At 72.6% G+C, this 17,239-nt stretch carries 14 protein-coding genes; 5 read left to right on the top strand and 9 right to left on the bottom strand.

Going from position 1 to position 17,239, the window contains the following annotated elements:
• Window positions 1-97: 97 nt before the first annotated feature.
• The 5 genes from manA to RCR19_RS22215 form a co-directional block, all read right to left on the bottom strand.
• Complete coding sequence (gene manA, locus RCR19_RS22235) at window positions 98-1,249, bottom strand: mannose-6-phosphate isomerase, class I (RefSeq protein ID WP_331266718.1); 1,152 nt, start codon at window positions 1,247-1,249, stop codon at window positions 98-100.
• Between the two features lie 62 nt (window positions 1,250-1,311).
• A complete protein-coding gene (locus tag RCR19_RS22230; RefSeq protein WP_331266717.1) occupies window positions 1,312-2,439 on the bottom strand; it encodes an SIS domain-containing protein in 1,128 nt (375 codons plus the stop codon).
• A gap of 27 nt (window positions 2,440-2,466) precedes the next feature.
• Window positions 2,467-2,637, bottom strand: a complete 171-nt coding sequence (locus tag RCR19_RS22225; protein WP_079050632.1) for a Trm112 family protein — start codon at window positions 2,635-2,637, stop codon at window positions 2,467-2,469.
• Between the two features lie 123 nt (window positions 2,638-2,760).
• Window positions 2,761-4,125, bottom strand: coding sequence for a phosphomannomutase/phosphoglucomutase (locus RCR19_RS22220; protein ID WP_331266716.1), 1,365 nt, complete (start codon window positions 4,123-4,125; stop codon window positions 2,761-2,763).
• 251 nt (window positions 4,126-4,376) lie between these two features.
• Window positions 4,377-4,754 (bottom strand): DUF3499 domain-containing protein, encoded by a 378-nt coding sequence (locus RCR19_RS22215; protein WP_059130798.1) that lies wholly within the window; start codon window positions 4,752-4,754, stop codon window positions 4,377-4,379.
• Window positions 4,755-5,140: 386 nt separating this feature from the next.
• Between RCR19_RS22215 and RCR19_RS22210 the strand changes: the two genes are divergently transcribed.
• Window positions 5,141-5,590: a metallopeptidase family protein gene (locus tag RCR19_RS22210; protein WP_331266715.1), complete on the top strand. Its 450-nt coding sequence runs from the start codon at window positions 5,141-5,143 to the stop codon at window positions 5,588-5,590.
• A gap of 46 nt (window positions 5,591-5,636) precedes the next feature.
• Here RCR19_RS22210 and RCR19_RS22205 read toward each other — a convergent pair whose 3' ends face one another.
• The 3 genes from RCR19_RS22205 to RCR19_RS22195 all read right to left on the bottom strand — a co-directional run bounded on the left by RCR19_RS22205 (window position 5,637) and on the right by RCR19_RS22195 (window position 11,307).
• Window positions 5,637-7,172 carry a DUF5719 family protein gene (locus RCR19_RS22205; RefSeq protein WP_331266714.1) on the bottom strand — a complete coding sequence of 512 codons (1,536 nt, stop codon included), beginning with the start codon at window positions 7,170-7,172 and terminating at the stop codon, window positions 5,637-5,639.
• Window positions 7,169-10,789 carry a glycosyltransferase gene (locus tag RCR19_RS22200; RefSeq protein WP_331266713.1) on the bottom strand — a complete coding sequence of 1,207 codons (3,621 nt, stop codon included), beginning with the start codon at window positions 10,787-10,789 and terminating at the stop codon, window positions 7,169-7,171. Before RCR19_RS22200 ends, RCR19_RS22205 begins: the two co-directional genes overlap by 4 nt.
• 254 nt (window positions 10,790-11,043) lie before the next feature.
• Window positions 11,044-11,307, bottom strand: a complete 264-nt coding sequence (locus RCR19_RS22195; RefSeq protein ID WP_003975777.1) for a WhiB family transcriptional regulator — start codon at window positions 11,305-11,307, stop codon at window positions 11,044-11,046.
• Between the two features lie 702 nt (window positions 11,308-12,009).
• Between RCR19_RS22195 and RCR19_RS22190 the strand changes: the two genes are divergently transcribed.
• The 4 genes from RCR19_RS22190 (at window position 12,010) to RCR19_RS22175 (ending at window position 16,021) form a co-directional block, all read left to right on the top strand.
• Window positions 12,010-12,555: a cysteine dioxygenase family protein gene (locus RCR19_RS22190; protein ID WP_331266712.1), complete on the top strand. Its 546-nt coding sequence runs from the start codon at window positions 12,010-12,012 to the stop codon at window positions 12,553-12,555.
• A gap of 84 nt (window positions 12,556-12,639) precedes the next feature.
• Complete coding sequence (cofD, locus tag RCR19_RS22185) at window positions 12,640-13,599, top strand: 2-phospho-L-lactate transferase (protein ID WP_059130793.1); 960 nt, start codon at window positions 12,640-12,642, stop codon at window positions 13,597-13,599.
• Entirely contained in the window at window positions 13,596-14,900 is a 1,305-nt protein-coding gene (locus RCR19_RS22180) for a coenzyme F420-0:L-glutamate ligase (RefSeq protein WP_331266711.1), read from the top strand. Before cofD ends, RCR19_RS22180 begins: the two co-directional genes overlap by 4 nt.
• A gap of 119 nt (window positions 14,901-15,019) precedes the next feature.
• Entirely contained in the window at window positions 15,020-16,021 is a 1,002-nt protein-coding gene (locus RCR19_RS22175; RefSeq protein ID WP_331266710.1) for a DNA-3-methyladenine glycosylase 2 family protein, read from the top strand.
• A gap of 67 nt (window positions 16,022-16,088) precedes the next feature.
• On the opposite strand, the gene RCR19_RS22170 is transcribed toward RCR19_RS22175, so the two are convergent.
• Window positions 16,089-17,171, bottom strand: coding sequence for an NDP-sugar synthase (locus RCR19_RS22170; protein WP_331266709.1), 1,083 nt, complete (start codon window positions 17,169-17,171; stop codon window positions 16,089-16,091).
• Window positions 17,172-17,239: the final 68 nt, after the last annotated feature.

Below are 17,239 nucleotides of genomic sequence, written 5' to 3'. Positions count from 1 at the left end.
GCCCTGGGCTTTGCCCGTCCTTTGCCGGTGGGCCATTGTTGCAGCCGGGCCCGGCGGCAACGCGCCGGACCGGCGTGACGACGGCGTACCGCCCGGCTCAGGCGACGACCGTGGCCCGGAAGACCGTGCCGGCGCCGGACACCTCGGCCGTTTCGCCGGCGGGCACGAAGACCGACTGGCCGGGGGCGAGCAGGAGTTCCCCGGCTCGAACGGTACCCGCGGTGCACAGCAGGATCTGCGGGGTCGCACGGGTCAGCTCGCGCGGAACGGCGCCCTCGGCCAGCACGTACCGGGAGAGGCGGAACTCGTCGATGGGGGTCTCGTAGACCTCCTCGCCGTCGGCGGACGCCTCCGGGCGCAGAACGCCCGGGTCGCTCGCCTCGAAACGGACGATGCGCAGCAGCTCGGGAACGTCGACGTGCTTGGGGGTCAGTCCGCAGCGCAGGACGTTGTCGGAGTTGGCCATGATCTCGACACCGAGGCCGTCGAGGTAGGCGTGCGGGACGCCGGCGCCGAGGTACAGGGCCTCGCCGGGCTGGAGCTGCACATAATTGAGCAGCATGGCCGCGATCACGCCCGGGTCGCCGGGGTAGTGGTGGGCGATGTCGGCGTAGGGGGCGTAGGCACCGCCGAGACGGGCGCACGCGATCGCGGCCTCGCCGACCGTGTGGGCCATGGCCTCGGGGTCGGCGCTCAGGACGGCGGTGAGGACCTCCCGCAGGGCGTCCTCCTCGGGGTGCGCGTGCAGCAGGTCCACATAGGGCTTGAGGGAGTCCACGCCGAGGCCCGCGAGCAGCTCGGCGGCCTCGTCGGGCGCGCGGAAGCCGCACAGCCCGTCGAACTCGGTGAGCGCGCAGATCAGCTCGGGCTTGTGGTTGGCGTCCTTGTAGTTGCGGTGGGGGGCGTCGACCGGGATGCCACGGCGCTCCTCATCGGCGTAGCCCTCCTTCGCCTGCTCCAGGTCGGGGTGCACCTGGAGGGAGAGGGGTGCGCCCGCCGCGAGGATCTTCAGCAGGAAGGGCAGCCGGGGACCGAACCGGGCGACGGTCCTGCTGCCCAGCTCCTCCTCCGGCGCCTTGTCGATCACCTCGTTCAGGGGGCCGCGCGAGGTGCGCGAGGGCGCGCCCGGGTGGGCGCCCATCCACATCTCCGCCTGCGGTTCACCGGTCGGCTCCTCGCCCAGGAGCCGGGGGATGGCGGTGGTCGAGCCCCAGGCGTAGGGGCGGACGGTGTTCTCGAGGCGATCCATGGGTGTCTTTTCTCCGTACGTGCACTGTTCGGCGGCGCTGGCCCAGCGGGCGTGAGCCAAGGTCAGGCCCCTGAGGCGAGCGCCACGTAAACGGCGGCGAAATCCGTGATGGCGATCAGCTCGGCGAGGGTCTCCAGCTCGCTGCCGTCCTCGGGCTCGAGCTCGCTGATCGCCGTGTCGTGGCTGAGGGCCAGTTCGCGCGCGGCGGGGGCCGCGCTCAGGCCGCCGATCGGGCGGTCGCGCAGGAGCACCACGCGGGCGTGCAGGGCCTGGGCTTCCTCGACGCGGTCGCGAAAGAAGTCGTCGGGGTCGGCGCCGGCCGCGAGTGCGCCAGAGAGCAGGACGCTGTGCGAGCCGAGCGCCTCCGGCAGTTGCGCGGTGAGCGCGGGGCGGCCGGCGAGCTCCGCGAGCGCGGCGGCGAACCGCTGGCCGGCCGGTGCGGCGGAGACGCCCTCCGTCCAGATCACGGGGAGGGACTCGGCCAGCTCGGCGGCGAGATTCTTCGCCGGGTTGCTGTAGGTGGCGATGGCCGGGCCGCAGCGCTCGGCGACTTGGTCGAGCCGGTCGGCCACCTTCCCCAGGGCGTCGGCCGGAGCGGACAGCAGCCCGGTGCGGTCGAGGAGGGCGAGCAGCGGCGTGAGCAGGGCCCACAGCACACCCGGCGCGGATGCGGTGAGGGGCTGGTCCTGCTCGTACGGAGCGGTCGCCATCGGGACGAACAGGCCATGGGCGCCGCCCACCGCGTCCGTGATCGGCGATCGGTCGGGGGCGACGGCGACGACCGTGCAGCCGCGGCGGTAGGCCTGTTCGACGAGGATCGACAGGCCCGGTTCGGTGCCGTCGGGCGTGGCGATGAGCAGCAGGTCCACGGGGCCCGCCCAGCCGGGGAGGTCCCAGCGCAGGGCACCGGCCGCCGGGGCGACGCCCGTCGGGTGGATCCGGGTGACCGGGCACGCGGCACCCGCGAGGGTGCCGAGCAGTTCGGCGACGCCCACGGATGCGGTGCCCGGACCGGCGATGAGGAGCGCGCGGGGACGGCCGTCGGGCTTCAGGTCGTTGACCCCCGCCTCCACGGCGTGCCGTACGGCGGTACGCACGCGCGCTCCGGCCTCGGCGGCGCCGCGCAGCAGTGCGCGCCGGTCGGCACGCGTCAGCGCCTCGGGGTCGTCGAGCAGCGTTTCGTCCAGCATGGGCGACAGCCTCCGATCGGCGGGCCGTTACGCGGGGCGGCGGGCCTCGTCGACGAGCAGGACCGGAATGCCGTCCCGCACCGGGTAGGCGAGGCCGCAGTCCTGGGAGGTGCAGACCAGCTCGCTCTCCTCCTCCTTGAGGGGGGCGTGGCACGCCGGGCAGGCGAGGATCTCCAGGAGGCCGGCTTCGAGCGGCATGAAAGGTCCCTTCGGGCGGAGGCGCTGTGCCTGGTCAGAGTACCGCTGCGGGGGCCTGCATGCGGTGGTTGGGCAGGTCCGGCCTCCCTTCCGCGCGGGAGGGGAGGCCGGTGGCGAGGGACGTCAGCCCCGGATGATCGCCAGTACCTCGTCCCGGATCTTCGCCATGGCCGCCTCGTCCTTCGCCTCAGCGTTCAGGCGGAGCAGCGGTTCGGTGTTGGAGGGGCGGACGTTGAACCACCAGTCGGCGGCGGAGACGGTCAGTCCGTCCAGCTCGTCCAGCTCCAGGCCCTCGACACCCTGGTAGGCCGCCTTGACCGCCGCGAGGCGGGCCTTCTGGTCGTCGACCGTGGAGTTGATCTCCCCGGAGCCCACATAGCGGTCGTACTCGGCGACCAGCCGCGACAGCGGCTGGTCCTGGCCCCCCAGCGCCGCGAGCACGTGCAGGGCGGCCAGCATGCCCGTGTCCGCGTTCCAGAACTCCTTGAAGTAGTAGTGCGCCGAGTGCTCACCGCCGAAGATCGCGCCCGTGCGCGCCATCTCCGCCTTGATGAAGGAGTGGCCCACGCGTGTGCGGACCGGCGTCCCGCCGTGCTCCCGCACGACCTCGGGCACCGACCACGACGTGATCAGGTTGTGGATGACCGTGCCCCTGCCGCCGTTCTTGCCGAGCTCCCGCGCGGCGACCAGAGCCGTGATCGCGGACGGTGAGACCGGGTCGCCCTGTCCGTCCACGACGAAGCAGCGGTCGGCGTCGCCGTCGAAGGCGATGCCGATGTCGGCGCCCTCCTCGCGCACCCGCTTCTGCAGGTCGACGATGTTCGCCGGGTCCAGCGGATTGGCCTCGTGGTTGGGGAACGTGCCGTCGAGCTCGAAGTACATGGGGACGAGGTCGATCGGAAGTCCGTCGAAGACGGTGGGGACGGTGTGCCCGCCCATGCCGTTGCCCGCGTCCACGACGACCTTCAGGGTGCGGATGGACGTCAGGTCGACGAGGGAACGCAGGTATGCCGCGTAGTCGTCCAGGGTCTCGCGCTGTGTGATCGTCCCCGGCGTCTGCGCGGGCTCCGGCGCGCTCGAGTCCAGCCACTTCTCGACCAGTTCGCGGATCTCGGTCAGGCCCGTGTCCTGGCCGACCGGGGCGGCGCCGGCACGGCACATCTTGATGCCGTTGTACTTCGCCGGGTTGTGCGAGGCGGTGAACATCGCGCCCGGCAGCCCGAACGCCCCCGACGCGTAGTAGAGCTGGTCCGTCGAGCACAGCCCGATCTCGGTCACGTCCACGCCGCGTGCGGCCGCACCGCGCGCGAAGGCCCGCGACAGCCCCGGGGACGAGGGGCGCATGTCATGGCCGACCACGATCGCTCCCGCACCGGTCACCTGTGCGAAGGCGGCCCCGAAGAGCTCGGCGAGCGACTCGTCCCACTGGTCCGGAACGACACCGCGCACGTCGTACGCCTTCACGATCTGCGACAGATCAGCAGCCACGGCCAACCCTCCTGAGGTCTGAACAATGGCCCCCAAACTACCCGCTGGGACCGGGGCCGGGCGAAGCGGTCCCGTCTCCCCGGCGAACAGTTCCCGCGGAGTTCACACCAAGGCTCATCCGACACCCGGGCGCACCGGCACCGGAACCCGGAGGACACGGAATCTCCGGGGAGGCGGGGTCGGGACAGCGCCGCGGTCGGCACCGCGCTCGGGGAACTGTCGCAGGAGACGGAACGCCGGGCGAGGGCCGGTCAGTTGTCCGGCGAGCGCAGCACCCGCAGATGGCCGCGCCGGGCGACCTCCATCGGATCCGCCGTACGGCCACCGCCACCGCCCGCCTCGGCCGCGCGCTGTTGCGGACGGGCTGCCTCCCGCACGGCGTTGGCGAGTGCTTCGAGATCGTCGCCGCTGGGGCGGGCCGGGGTCGAGCCGTCCAGAAGGCGGACGACCTCCCAGCCGCGCGGTGCGGTCAGACGCTCGGAGTGCTCGGCACACAGGTCGTAGCAGTGGGGTTCGGCGTATGTGGCGAGCGGGCCGAGGACCGCGGTCGAGTCGGCGTAGACGTACGTCAGCGTCGCTACGGCAGGACGGCCGCAAGCGGTGCGCGAACAGCGACGTACAGGGCTCACGACGTTGGACGGTACCGCACTCTTGAGCGGGCCGCGACGACTCTCCCCCAGGTCACTCCACCGTGTCGTGCTGTGAGTCGACCCGCACGCCCTCCCGGGCCGCACGGTCTGACCTGCGCAGACCCGTCGCGTGCAGCTACCGGGCACCCAAGGAACCGGTCACCACTTAGTACAAACCTCGACAATTCTCATGAGGTCGGCGGTCCATGGGAGATACCGAATCGAGCCCAAGCTTGGCTGGAATGGTCATCATGCGACATGAAGTGCGCCTCGGGACACCTTCGCGGCCACGGCCCCGGCGAGCCGGTTGGACAGATCGGCTTCGGGGCGCACGAGGTGTGTGGGGCAGGGCGCGAGGGCCCCGCTGGGACTACGCTTCGACAGTGATGGACACCCCTGTAACGCCCCGCGACGCCGCACCCGGGCCCCGCCGCCGCGACCGTCACGGCAGAGGCATGCGCGGCCCCGTGGCCCCGCCCCAGGTTCCCCTCTCCGCGAGCCGCGCCGAGGGGTTCGCGGACCTGGTGCAGGACTCCGTGGAGCGTCTGGAACGGCACTGGCCGCAGCTCGCCGACATCGACTTCCTCGTCCTGGAGGTGCCGCGGCTCGACGGAACCGCCGACGCCTGGGACGACGAGGCGGTGCCGCTCGGGGGCACGATTCCGGCACGCGAGGGCCGCCGGGCACGGGTGGTCGTCTACCGCCGCCCGGTCGAGATCAGGACGAAGGGCCGCGACGAGCGCGCCGCCCTGGTGCACGAGGTCGTGGTGGAGCAGGTGGCGGAGCTGCTCGGGCTGACCCCGGAGACGGTCGACCCGCGCTACGGCGAGGACTGATCCGCGGCCGTACCGGAGCCGGCCGGGGCCCGCGGGCCCCGGCCCGTCACTTCTTCAGCAGCACCGACAGGTCCTCGTCGGCCTGCGGCACCGCGACCGTCCCCCGGTCGTCGGGAAGGGTCTGCACCGTGAACGCCGGCACCCCCTCCATCGTGGTCTGGAGGATGCGGGCGGCATGGACGGGGCCGCCGGAGAGCGGCTCGACCGTGAGCGCATAGGTGCCCTTGAGGTTGTTGGGCACGGGTGCCTCCACGTTCTGGGTCGTGCCCCCCTTGATCGTGTACTTCTTGGTCGCCGCGGTGCCGCCCTCGCTGCCCGCCGAGGCGGTCACCTTGACCGTGGCCGAGCCGCCCACAGCGGTCAGCGCGAGGGTGCTGCCCTTGGCGCTGTTGTCCGCGACCGACGCACGCGTACCGACCGGGGCGGTGGCCGGGATGAACGCCGACTCCTGCTTGTCGCCCTTGCCCCGGACCACCCGCAGGGCGGCCACCACCGGGACCGGGCTGTCGCCGGCGGACAGCACCAGGGAGCCCGCCTCGCCGCGCGTGAGCGGTCCGAGATCCACCGCCGTGGTCATGCCGCCCTTCACATGCAGCGTCTCGTTCCCGGCGGGGGTGATCTGCCCGGAGGGCGAAGCGAGGCGCACCTTCAGATCGGCGTCGGCGTCACCGGGCGCGAAGGCGATCAGTCGGACGTCCGTGGCGTCCTTCGGGATGCCGGGCAGCACGAGTGAGCTCGCCGGGTCCGTGGAGGCGGGCAGCCAGTCGCCGCCCAGCTTGTCGTCGAGGGCCAGCACGGCTGCGGCGACCCGGCCGCTGCGGACGCTGACGTGGACCGTGAGGTCGTTCTCCTTCGCCGCGGCGAGCGTGGACAGCAGGACCGGCTCGGTGGAGTGCGGCTGGACGGTGATGCCCTCGCCGACCACCGACTTGAGGTTGCCGTCCTTGCCGTACAGCTCGATGTCGACGACCGCGGCGGAGTCGTCCGGGTTGGTCAGGTGCACGTAGTCGGTGCGGGTGCCGGCGGTGCTTGCGCCAGGGAACCAGAACTCCGTGTCCGGGGCGGTGCAGTTGGTGCCCAGCAGCCCACGACCGGTACCCGCGGCGACCTGGGTCGTCTCCTGGACCGTCCAGCCGGGTGCGAACCGGCCCGTGGCCGTGCCGATCAGCGCGGGCGTGTCCGAACCCGAGCCGTCCCCGGTGACCGGTGTCCCGGGCGATTTGGGGGTCACGGTGGGCGCATCGGACTTCTTCGTGCTCTTGCCGCTCTTGCCGTCCTTGCCGCTCTTCCCGCTCTGGGAGGAGCCCGAGGCGTCCGCCGACTGCTCGCCCGCCGCGACGAGTTGGGCCTTGCCGCCGCCGTCCGTGCCCTGCGCGAGCGGTGTGAAGGACGTGTACGTGGTGTCGGCGATGTCGGAGGTGCTCGGCTCGGGGCACAGCAGCCGGGTCTGCTCCACGGGCAGCCGGGCAGCCGGCTTCGCCGCGCCGCTGCCGGAGGCGGACGGAGCCGTGATCGCCGCGAAGCCGGTGACGGCGGCGAGCGCGGTCGTGCCGGCGATCAGGGACAGGGTCGTGCGCTTCACTGCTGGCTCCCGTCGGGGCGCTCATGGTCGGTGCCGTGCGCCGGGTCGTACGGCATGGCGTAGCCCTGGGTGTACGTCTGGTCGTACTGCGCGGGGTTCCCGTAGGCGTAGGGGTCGTACTGGGCGCCCTCATAGGGGTCGCCCTGGTACGGCTGCTGTTCGTAGGTGCCCTGCGCGTACTGCTGCGGGACGCCCTGGTACTGATCGCCGCCGTAGGTGCCGTACTCGCCGTTCCCGTAGCCGGCCGTGTCCCACTCGTCGTACACCGGCTGCTGCGGGACCTGCGCGGGCTGCTCCTCCGGAGGCGGCGCCGGCGCGTCGGCGTCGGGTGCCTGCTCCTCCGCCTCCGCCTCCGCCTGAGCGCGCAGCCTGCGGGCGCGGCGGCCCTCGCCGGTGGTGTCCTGCACGGGCACGAACCGCTCCTCGGGGAGGTCGTCGTCGACATCGCGGCGGCGGCCCGGCAGGGCCAGCACCAGCACGACGACGGCGAGTGCGCCCTGTGCCCACAGCCATGCCGTGTGGCCGATGGGTGTGTCGTACGTGAGGTCCAACGTGCCGCCGGAGGAGGGCAGTTCGAAGCCCTGGGCCCAGCCGTCGACCGTGGTGCGGGTCAGCGGCCTGCCGTCCAGGGTCGCGGTCCAGCCGGCGTCCGCGGTGTCGGCGATCCGCAGGACACGGCCCTCGGCACCGGACGGGATCTTCGAGTGGATGTCGACGGGCCCGGCCGGGACGGCCTCCGGCGCGGCGGAGCCGCTCACGATCGCCGCCCGGGAGACCTGCCGGTCCACCCGCCACAGGGCGCTGCCGTCCTGCTGGCTGAGCCGGGTCAGTCCGGGCGTGGCGTCCAGCACCCGGCTGATCTCGCGCGGAGCGCCCTTGCGGACGAGGACGTAACGCACGGCGAAGCCGCCGAGCTCGTCGGCCTGGTCGGCGCCGGAACCCGCGACGAGATTGGCGACGACCTTGTCGAGGTTTCTGTTCTCGCCGTCCTGCGTGGCGAGTTCACCGTCGCCGAGGCGGGCGCCGGAACCGCGGACCAGCGTGTATCCGACGCGTGCGGTGGACTGGCTGTCGAGGACGAGGGTCCGGGCCTGGTCGGAGGTGCCGCCCTCCTCGGCCACGAACGCGGGCACCTGCACGGCGTCGCGCCGCTCCAGGGGCCCGTCGGCACCGCGGATCATCCAGCCGGCGGCGATGAGCAGGGGGCCGGCCGCGGAGGCGAACGCGATGAGCGCGGCGACGGGCTGACGCCAGCCGAAGCTCTGCTCGGCCACGCGCTCCTGGGCGCCGTCGGCGCCGACGACCGCCGCCGACAGGAGCGCCAGGCCGTAGACGAGGGTCGCGGGTCCGGCCCAGGCGGAGCCGTTGGACAGGACCGCGAAGACGAGGGCCACCAGTGCGACCGCCCATGCCGTCCGGATGCCGGCCGCTCGTTCGGAGCGCATCAGGGCGGCCAGCGCGGCGAGCACGATGCCGATCAGCATCAGCCCGCTGACGGTGCCGGGACCGCCCGGGCTCGCTCCGAGCAGGTCCGAGGCGGAGGCCGCGCTCTTGCCGTAGTCGAGACCCGCTTCCTTGAAGAAGCCGAAGGGCAGCAGCGACAGCGACCAGGGGGCGAGGAGCAGCAGCGGGGTGCCCAGCAGGACGAGGAAACGCAGGCCGTAGGCGACGATGTCGCTCCTGCGCACCGCGAGCAGCGCGACGCCGAGCACCAGGGCGATCGGCCACACGATGGGGGTGAACGCGGTGGTGATCGTCAGCAGCAGGGCGTAGGCCCAGGTGGCGCGCCAGCTGCCGCGGGTGCCCGAGGCGTGGGCGAGGCCTCCGGCGGCGACGGCCGCGCGCGCGATGAGCGGCAGCAGCACCGCGAGGACCGCCGTGCCGATGCGGCCGCCCGCGAGCGCGCCGGTGGCGGCGGGCAGGAAGGCGTAGGCGACGGACGCCCACGCACGCAGCAGCCGCGACTCGACGAGCGGCCGCGAGGCGAAGTACGCCGTGAGGCCGGCCAGCGGCACGGAGCAGACGAGCAGCACCGTGACCGCGAGTCCGGTGGAGCCGAACAGAATGCTCGACAGCAGGGCGACGAGGGCGAGGTAGGGCGGCGCGGACTGGGTGCCGCCCGCACCGACCGGATGCCAGGCGTCGAGATACCGCGACCACAGCTCGGAGGAGTCGGCGGGCGCGGGCAGCATCGCTCCGCCGGCGAGCGCGCCACCGCCCAGCAGGGCACGGCAGGCGATGAGGGAGAAGACCAGGAGGACGACGAAGAGCACAGGTCCGGGCTTGCGGCCGATGCGCTTGAGCCGGGCGAACTGCTCGACCTCCAGGAAGTCGGCGTCGTCACCCCCGGGTCCGGACTCCAGGCCCGCGCCGTGCCGGCCGGCCGCGGAGACCTCGGGGTCGGAGCGACCCACGAGGTTGCTCGCGGCCTGTTCGAAGGTGGCCCGGACGGTCGCTCCCCGCGGCGGGAACAACGGCCGCAGCTCGTCCTTGTCGACCAGCGGGCGGCCGCGCCTTCGGCGGCCGGCGATGATCCGCTCGGGCCGCAGCGCCGTGCCCAGCAGGCCGCGGATCTCGTCGAGGGCCTGTCCGGGCACCTTGCCGACGAGATAGGCCACCGTGCGCAGCAGGGTGCCGAGCACCAGCCGCAGCAGGATCCAGGGCAGCTGTGCCGTGCGCGCGTTGACGAGGAGGGTGTAGACGGCGCCCGCCTTGTCGACCTTGTGCGGGGAGGCCGCGGTGCGGCCCACGCAGTCGACGGCGCGGCGCTCGCGGGAGGCCGCCTCGGCGTGGCGCACGACCGCGTCGGGGGCGACGAGGACGCGGTGTCCCGCCGCGTTGGCGCGCCAGCACAGGTCGACGTCGTCGCGCATCAGCGGCAGATGACGGTCGAACCCGCCCAGCTCCTCGAAGACGTCGCGCCGGACGAGCATGCCGGCCGTGGAGACGGACAGCACCGGGCGGATGTGGTCGTGCTGGCCCTGGTCCTGTTCGCGGCGGTCCAGACCGGTCCAGCGGCGACCGGAGTTGGCGATGGTCACGCCGACCTCGAGGAGCTGCCGGCGGTCGTACCAGCCCCGGAGCTTGGGGCCGACGACGGCCACGTCGTCCCGGCCCAGCTCGAGTTCGTTCTCCACGAGGCGGAGCATCTCGGCCAGGGCGTCGGGCTCGGGCGCGCAGTCGTCGTGCAGAAGCCACAGCCAGTGCACCGGCTCGCCGTACGGCAGCTCCGGCATCTCGTACGCCTCGTCGCGCCAGGTGCGGGTGACGGGGTCCCAGCCGCTGGGGCGTTTGAGATAGGGAAGATCTTCGGGGCTCAGCACGGGCGCGCTGCGGTTCGCCTCCTCGACGGCCTGGCCGAAGCCGGTACGGCGGGCGAGGTGCAGGACGCGATCGGGGCCGAGGGCCTCGGAAAGCAGCTGTGCGGAGGCGTCCGCGCTGCCGGTGTCGGCAGCCACGGCGTACTGCACGGGGCGCTCCTGGCCGAGCAGCCCGGTGAGCGCGTCGGGCAGCCAGCGGGCGCCGTCGTGGGCGACGAGCACCGCGGTGACCACGTGACGCGGGAACTCTGGCGTGGCGGCGTTGTGTTGGGCCGCCGTATGGCTGTGCACGGACATCGAGGTACGGGCCCCGGTTCGATGGACTGCGGTGGACGCCTGTGCCCCGAGGGGGGCAGCGGGACGTCTCGGACGGAGGCCCACACTAACCGCTGGACAAGATCACGGTCCGCCGCCTGTGGACAACCTCTCGGCGCGGGGCCGTTCGTTACGTATGGATGTGCGCCTTTCATCGCCAGCCGAAGGACCGGCGAGAGGCCCGTGCACACGCTCTTCCCGGGACGTCCTCGAGGACGGTTCGCGGTCCGTGGGCGTCAGACGGCGGCCTTCTTGAGGCGCCGGCGCTCCCGCTCGGACAGACCGCCCCAGATGCCGAACCGCTCGTCGTTGGCGAGCGCGTACTCGAGGCACTCGGAGCGGACCTCACAGGCGAGGCAGACCTTCTTGGCCTCGCGGGTGGAGCCGCCCTTCTCGGGAAAGAAGGACTCGGGGTCGGTCTGGGCGCACAGCGCGCGCTCCTGCCAGCCGAGTTCCTCGTCCGCGTCGTCGACCAGCAGTTGCTGCACCAGCTCGGTCATGTGCGCCCCTCGTCAGTCTTTCGCGTCCCCGTGATGTAGCCGTTACCGATTTCGGCTGAACGACACGAGTGAAATTACAAGTGTGCCGATCCGGGCCAGTCAAGCCGAGATCTGCTATTGGGCCCCTTATTCACTCTGCGGAACCAAGGCTTTGCGGAAAGTGTTCAAATCGGCATAAACCCTGACAGCCATCGGGAGTCCGCGCGAGCTGCCCGCCCCCACAGGGAAGGACGCCCACAAGTTCGATCTCGTTCCGACGTGAACGGCGAAGCGAACCGGATCACAGTCGGATCACGAGATCGCAACGGCGTCCACACGTCCGGCGGTGCGCTCCATGTGTCCCTGACTCCCCCTGCACAAACCTTTTATCTGTCAGATGAACCGGATGGGGTGAAACAGTTCCCACATTCCGGGACCGAAGTTGACAGCGAAGGTGTGAACCGATGTCCTAGTGAGCATGCTCGTGAACTCGGCTGCCGCCTCGACCCGCCCCGTCGGGTTGCTCGGTGCTGCCCGCGCACGCTGTAGCTGTTGCTGTTCCGGCTGTTGAGCCTGCCCCACCGCTCCGGCCGCTCCTGAGTCCACCCGACTCGGCTGTTGTTAACCGCGCCCGTACCAGGGCCCGCGCCGCGCCCGTGACCCGGGCGGACGGCACACGACACCCAGCCCCCCGCACCCTTCCGCCGAGGAACCTCCGCACCCATGAACAGCGACAGCGACCTCCAGATCGCCGGCGACATCCTCGAAGTACCGCATCTGCTCCAGCCGCCGCGCGAGCACCCCTCCACCGTGGCCGAGTTCGCAGGCCTCGCCCGCGCCATCGCCACCGACCGCGCCAGGTGGGCCTCCCTCGTGCAGTACGACGCCGCCTCCCGCTGGTACCACCGGCTGCAGACCGGCCCCGGCTACGAGGTCTGGCTGCTGTCCTGGGTGCCGGGGCAGGGCAGCGGACTGCACGACCACGGGCGTTCGTCCGGCGTGCTGACCGTTCTGGACGGCGCACTCACCGAGCGCACGGAGCGCGCCACCCGCGCGTTGCGTGCGGGGGCGCAACGCGTGTTCGCGCCGGGATATGTGCACGAAGTGGTGAACGACACGCTGGAGCCGGCCGTGAGCCTGCACGTGTACTTCCCGGGGCTGACCGAGATGCCGATGCTCACGGCGTCCCCGCTCCGGTCGACCGGAGCGGGGACGGTCTCGGCGTGCGCCGCCCACCGCGACGGAACGGCGGGCGCGGTCACCGCCTGAACAGGACCCCGCCCCGGCGCCGGGTGTGCCGAGGCTCCACAACCGGGTCACGCACTGTCCTGCCCGCCTGCAAGACTGGCCCCCATGCGCATTGTGGTTCTGGCAGGCGGCATCGGCGGTGCCCGGTTTCTGCGTGGTCTGAAGCGGGCGGTGCCCGACGCGGACATCACGGTCATCGGCAACACCGGCGACGACATCCACCTCTTCGGGCTGAAGGTCTGCCCGGACCTCGACACGGTGATGTACACCCTCGGCGGCGGCATCAACGAGGAACAGGGCTGGGGCCGGGCCGACGAGACCTTCCACCTCAAGGAGGAGCTCGCGGCCTACGGCGTCGGGCCGGAGTGGTTCGGACTGGGCGACCGCGACTTCGCCACGCACATCGTGCGGACCCAGATGCTGGGTGCCGGCTATCCGCTCAGCACGGTCACGGAAGCACTGTGCGACCGCTGGAAGCCGGGCGTCCGGCTCATCCCCATGTCGGACGACCGTGTCGAGACCCATGTCGCCGTCGAGTTGGACGGCGAGCGCAAGGCGATCCACTTCCAGGAGTACTGGGTGCGGCTGCGCGCCTCCGTGCCGGCCGAGGCGGTGGTACCGGTCGGCGCCGAGCAGGCGAAGCCCGCCCCGGGTGTCCTGGAGGCGATCGCGGAGGCGGACGTCATCCTCTTCCCGCCGTCCAACCCCGTCGTCTCCGTCGGCACGATCCTCGCGGTGCCCGGCATCCGCGAGGCGATCGCGGACGCCGGAGTGCCGGTGGTGGGTCTGTCCCCCATCGTCGGCGACGCGCCCGTGCGCGGGATGGCCGACAAGGTGCTCGCGGCGGTCGGTGTCGAGTCGACGGCCGCGGCGGTCGCCGAGCACTACGGCTCGGGGCTGCTGGACGGCTGGCTCGTGGACACGGTGGACGCGGCCGTCGTGGACCGTGTGGAGGCCGCGGGCATCCGCTGCCGCGCGGTGCCGCTGATGATGACCGACCTCGAGTCGACGGCCCGGATGGCCCGCGAGGCACTGGCCCTCGCGGAGGAGGTGCGGACGGCGTGAGCGAAACACCCGGCTACCGGGTCTGGGCCCTGCCCGGGCTGCCCGAGGTACGTCCCGGGGACGACCTCGCCAAGCTGATCGCGGCCTGCGAACCCGGTCTCGTCGACGGGGACGTCCTGCTCGTCACGTCGAAGATCGTGTCCAAGGCCGAGGGACGCGTCGTGCACGCGGACGACCGGGAGGCCGCCATCGACGCCGAGACGGTGCGCGTCGTGGCCCGGCGCGGGCCGCTGCGGATCGTGGAGAACCGCCAGGGGCTCGTGATGGCCGCCGCCGGGGTCGACGCCTCCAACACCCCGGCGGGGACCGTGCTGTTGCTGCCCGAGGACCCCGACGCCTCGGCGCGGACCCTGCGGGAGGGGCTGCGGGACACGCTCGGTGTCGACGTCGGCGTGATCGTGACGGACACCTTCGGAAGGCCGTGGCGCACCGGACTCACCGATGTCGCAGTCGGTGCCGCGGGCGTACGGGTCCTGGACGACCTGCGCGGCGGCACGGACGCGCACGGCAATCCGCTCAGCGCGACCGTCGTCGCCACCGCGGACGAACTGGCCGCCGCCGGCGATCTGGTCAAGGGCAAGGCCGCCGGGCTGCCGGTCGCCGTCGTGCGCGGCCTTTCCCATGTGGTGGCCGACGACGACGGCGAGGGCGCCCGCACGATGGTGCGCGTCGCGCGCGACGACATGTTCCGGCTGGGCACCTCCGAGGCGGTCCGGGAGGCGGTGACCCAGCGGCGGACGGTGCGGACCTTCACCGACGAACCGGTCGACCCCGGTGCCGTGCGCCGTGCGGTGGCCGCCGCCGTGACCGCTCCGGCACCGCACCACACGACGCCGTGGCGGTTCGTGCTCCTGGAGTCGCAGGAGTCGAGGACCCGGCTCCTGGACGCGATGCGTGACGCCTGGATCGCCGACCTGCGGCGGGACGGGAAGACCGAGGAGTCGATCGCCAAGCGGATCCGGCGCGGGGACGTACTGCGCAACGCGCCCTGCCTGGTCGTGCCCTGCATGGTGATGGACGGCTCCCACACCTACGGCGACGTCAGGCGGGACGCGGCCGAGCGGGAGATGTTCGTGGTCGCGACCGGCGCAGGCGTGCAGAACCTGCTCGTCGCGCTCGCCGGGGAGCGGCTGGGCTCGGCCTGGGTGTCGTCGACCATGTTCTGCCGGGACGCCGTCCGCGAGGTGCTGGACCTGCCGCGGAACTGGGACCCGATGGGCGCCGTGGCCGTGGGGCACGCAGCCGAGGAGCCGAGGGCCCGGCCGGAGCGGGACGCCGGGGCGTTCATCGAAGTGCGGTGAGCACGCGCCCGGTCCGCGGCGCCGCGGACCGGGGGCCCGTTGTGTCGTGGACTGCCGCCCCTCGCGGCACCGCGCCCTCTACCCTCGTAGGACACCCCAGCATCACCAGGACGTCACCCGTGGCCGGACGATTCGCTCAGCGCCCCACTCCCACCACCGCGCGCGGTGGGCATGTCGTCGTGCCCGCGGGTGTGCCGCGGCAGGGCACCGTCCCCGGCCGCCGACGGTCCTGGACGCCGCCCGGGCCGCTCGACCTCGGGCTGGTGCTCGGGCCGTTGCGGCGCGGCCCCGCCGATCCCACGTTCCGGACGACGCCCGACGGTTCGGTCTGGCGGGCGAGCCTCACCCCGGTGGGCCCGGGCACCCTGCGGGTCGCGCTACGCGCCGGAACCGCCGAGGCGGAAGCGTGGGGCCCGGGCGCGGAGTGGCTGCTGGAGCAACTGCCCGAGATGCTCGGTGCGTCGGACGACCCCGGCGTCTTCGAACCGCGGCACCGGCTGGTCGCGCTCGCACGACACCGCCGGCCTGGGCTGCGGTTGATGCGCTCGGGTCTGGTCCTGGAGTCGCTGATCCCGTCGGTCCTGGAGCAGAAGGTCACGACGGACGAGGCGTACCGGGCGTGGCGCCTGCTCGTTCGGAAGTTCGGTGAGCCGGCGCCGGGTCCCGCGCCGGGGCGGATGCATGTGATGCCGGCGCCGCGGACGTGGTCGCTGATTCCGTCGTGGGAGTGGCACCGGGCCGGGGTCGACAACAAGCGGGCTTCGACGATCCTTCGGGCGGTACGGGTCGCGGCGCGCCTGGAGCAGGCGACGGCGATGGAACCGGCCCGGGCACAGGCGCGGCTGGAGCTGGTGTCCGGGATCGGGCCGTGGACCTCCGCGGAGACCGTGCAGCGCAGTCATGGGGCGGCGGACTCGGTGACCGTCGGGGATCTGCACCTGCCGGGCATCGTCGGCTACGCGCTCGCCGGCGACCGCAACGCGGACGACGAGTTGATGCTGTCGCTGCTGGAGCCCTATGCGGGACAGCGGCATCGGGCGGCGCGGCTGATCCTGCTGAGCGGATGTGTGCCGCCGCGACGTGCTCCTAAGATGCCGCGCGGGGACATCGGACGGTTGTGATCGGGCGGTTGCAGGGGCCGGGGCGGCGGGCCCCGGCCCCTGGGCCGTGTCCTACTGGTCCGACGCCCTACTGGTCCGACGAGAAGCGCACCGCGCCCGCGGGGATCCGTGCGTCGCACCAGACCCGTACGCCGTCGCGGAGTTCGTTGTCCGCGCCGACCACCGCGCCGTCCCCGATGACCGCGCCGGAGACGACCGAGCGCTCGCCGATGCGGGAGCGGGCGCCGATCAGTGAGTCCGTGATGACCGCGCCGGGTTCGATGACGGCGCCCGCGAGCAGCGTGCTGCCGGAGATCCGGGCACCCTCCCCGACGAACGCTCCCTCGCCGACCACCGTGCCGCCCGTCAGCTTCGCGTCCGTGGCCACCGAGGCCGTCGGCAGGATCAGGCGGTCGCCGCAGCGGCCGGGCACGGCGGGCGACGGGGCCCGCCCGAGGACCAGGTCCGACGAACCGCGGACGAAGGCCGCCGGGGTGCCGAGGTCCAGCCAGTACGTCGAGTCCACCATGCCCTGCAGATGGGCACCGGCGGCCAGGAGGTCCGGGAAGGTCTCCCGTTCGACCGAGACCGGGCGGCCCTCCGGAATGGTGTCGATCACCGAGCGGCGGAACACGTATGCCCCGGCGTTGATCTGATCGGTGACGATCTCCTCCGGGGTCTGCGGCTTCTCCAGGAACGCCGTCACCCTTCCCGTGCCGTCCGTGGGGACCAGGCCGTAGGCCCTCGGGTCCGCCACCTTCGTGAGGTGCAGGGACACATCGGCGCCCGACGTCCGGTGGGTTTGGACGAGGGCGCGGATGTCCAGGCCCGTGAGGATGTCGCCGTTGAAGATCAGGACCGGCTCGTCCGGTCCCGAGTGGAGACGGCTCGCCACGTTGCGGATGGCACCGCCCGTGCCGAGCGGCTCCTCCTCCGTGACGTACTCGAGCCGGAGCCCGAGGGCCGAGCCGTCACCGAAGTGGGGTTCGAAGACCTCGGCCAGATACGAGGTGGCGAGCACGATGTGCTCCACGCCCGCCGCTCTCGCCCGCGCCAGTTGGTGTGTGAGGAAGGGGACCCCGGCCGCCGGGACCATGGGCTTCGGCGTGTGCACCGTGAGCGGGCGCAGCCGGGTGCCCCTGCCGCCGACCAGGAGGATCGCTTCTGTCACCTGTCGTCTCTGCTTCCTGCCGGGACCGGCCGAACGGTTCGATCGGCCGGCCAGTGTATGCAGACCGT

It is taken from the genome of Streptomyces sp. WAC07094, from assembly GCF_036320405.1.
Lineage (GTDB): Bacteria > Actinomycetota > Actinomycetes > Streptomycetales > Streptomycetaceae > Streptomyces > Streptomyces lannensis.
Note: the sequence above shows the minus strand (reverse complement) of the source record. Positions and strands in the feature narration are given on the sequence as shown.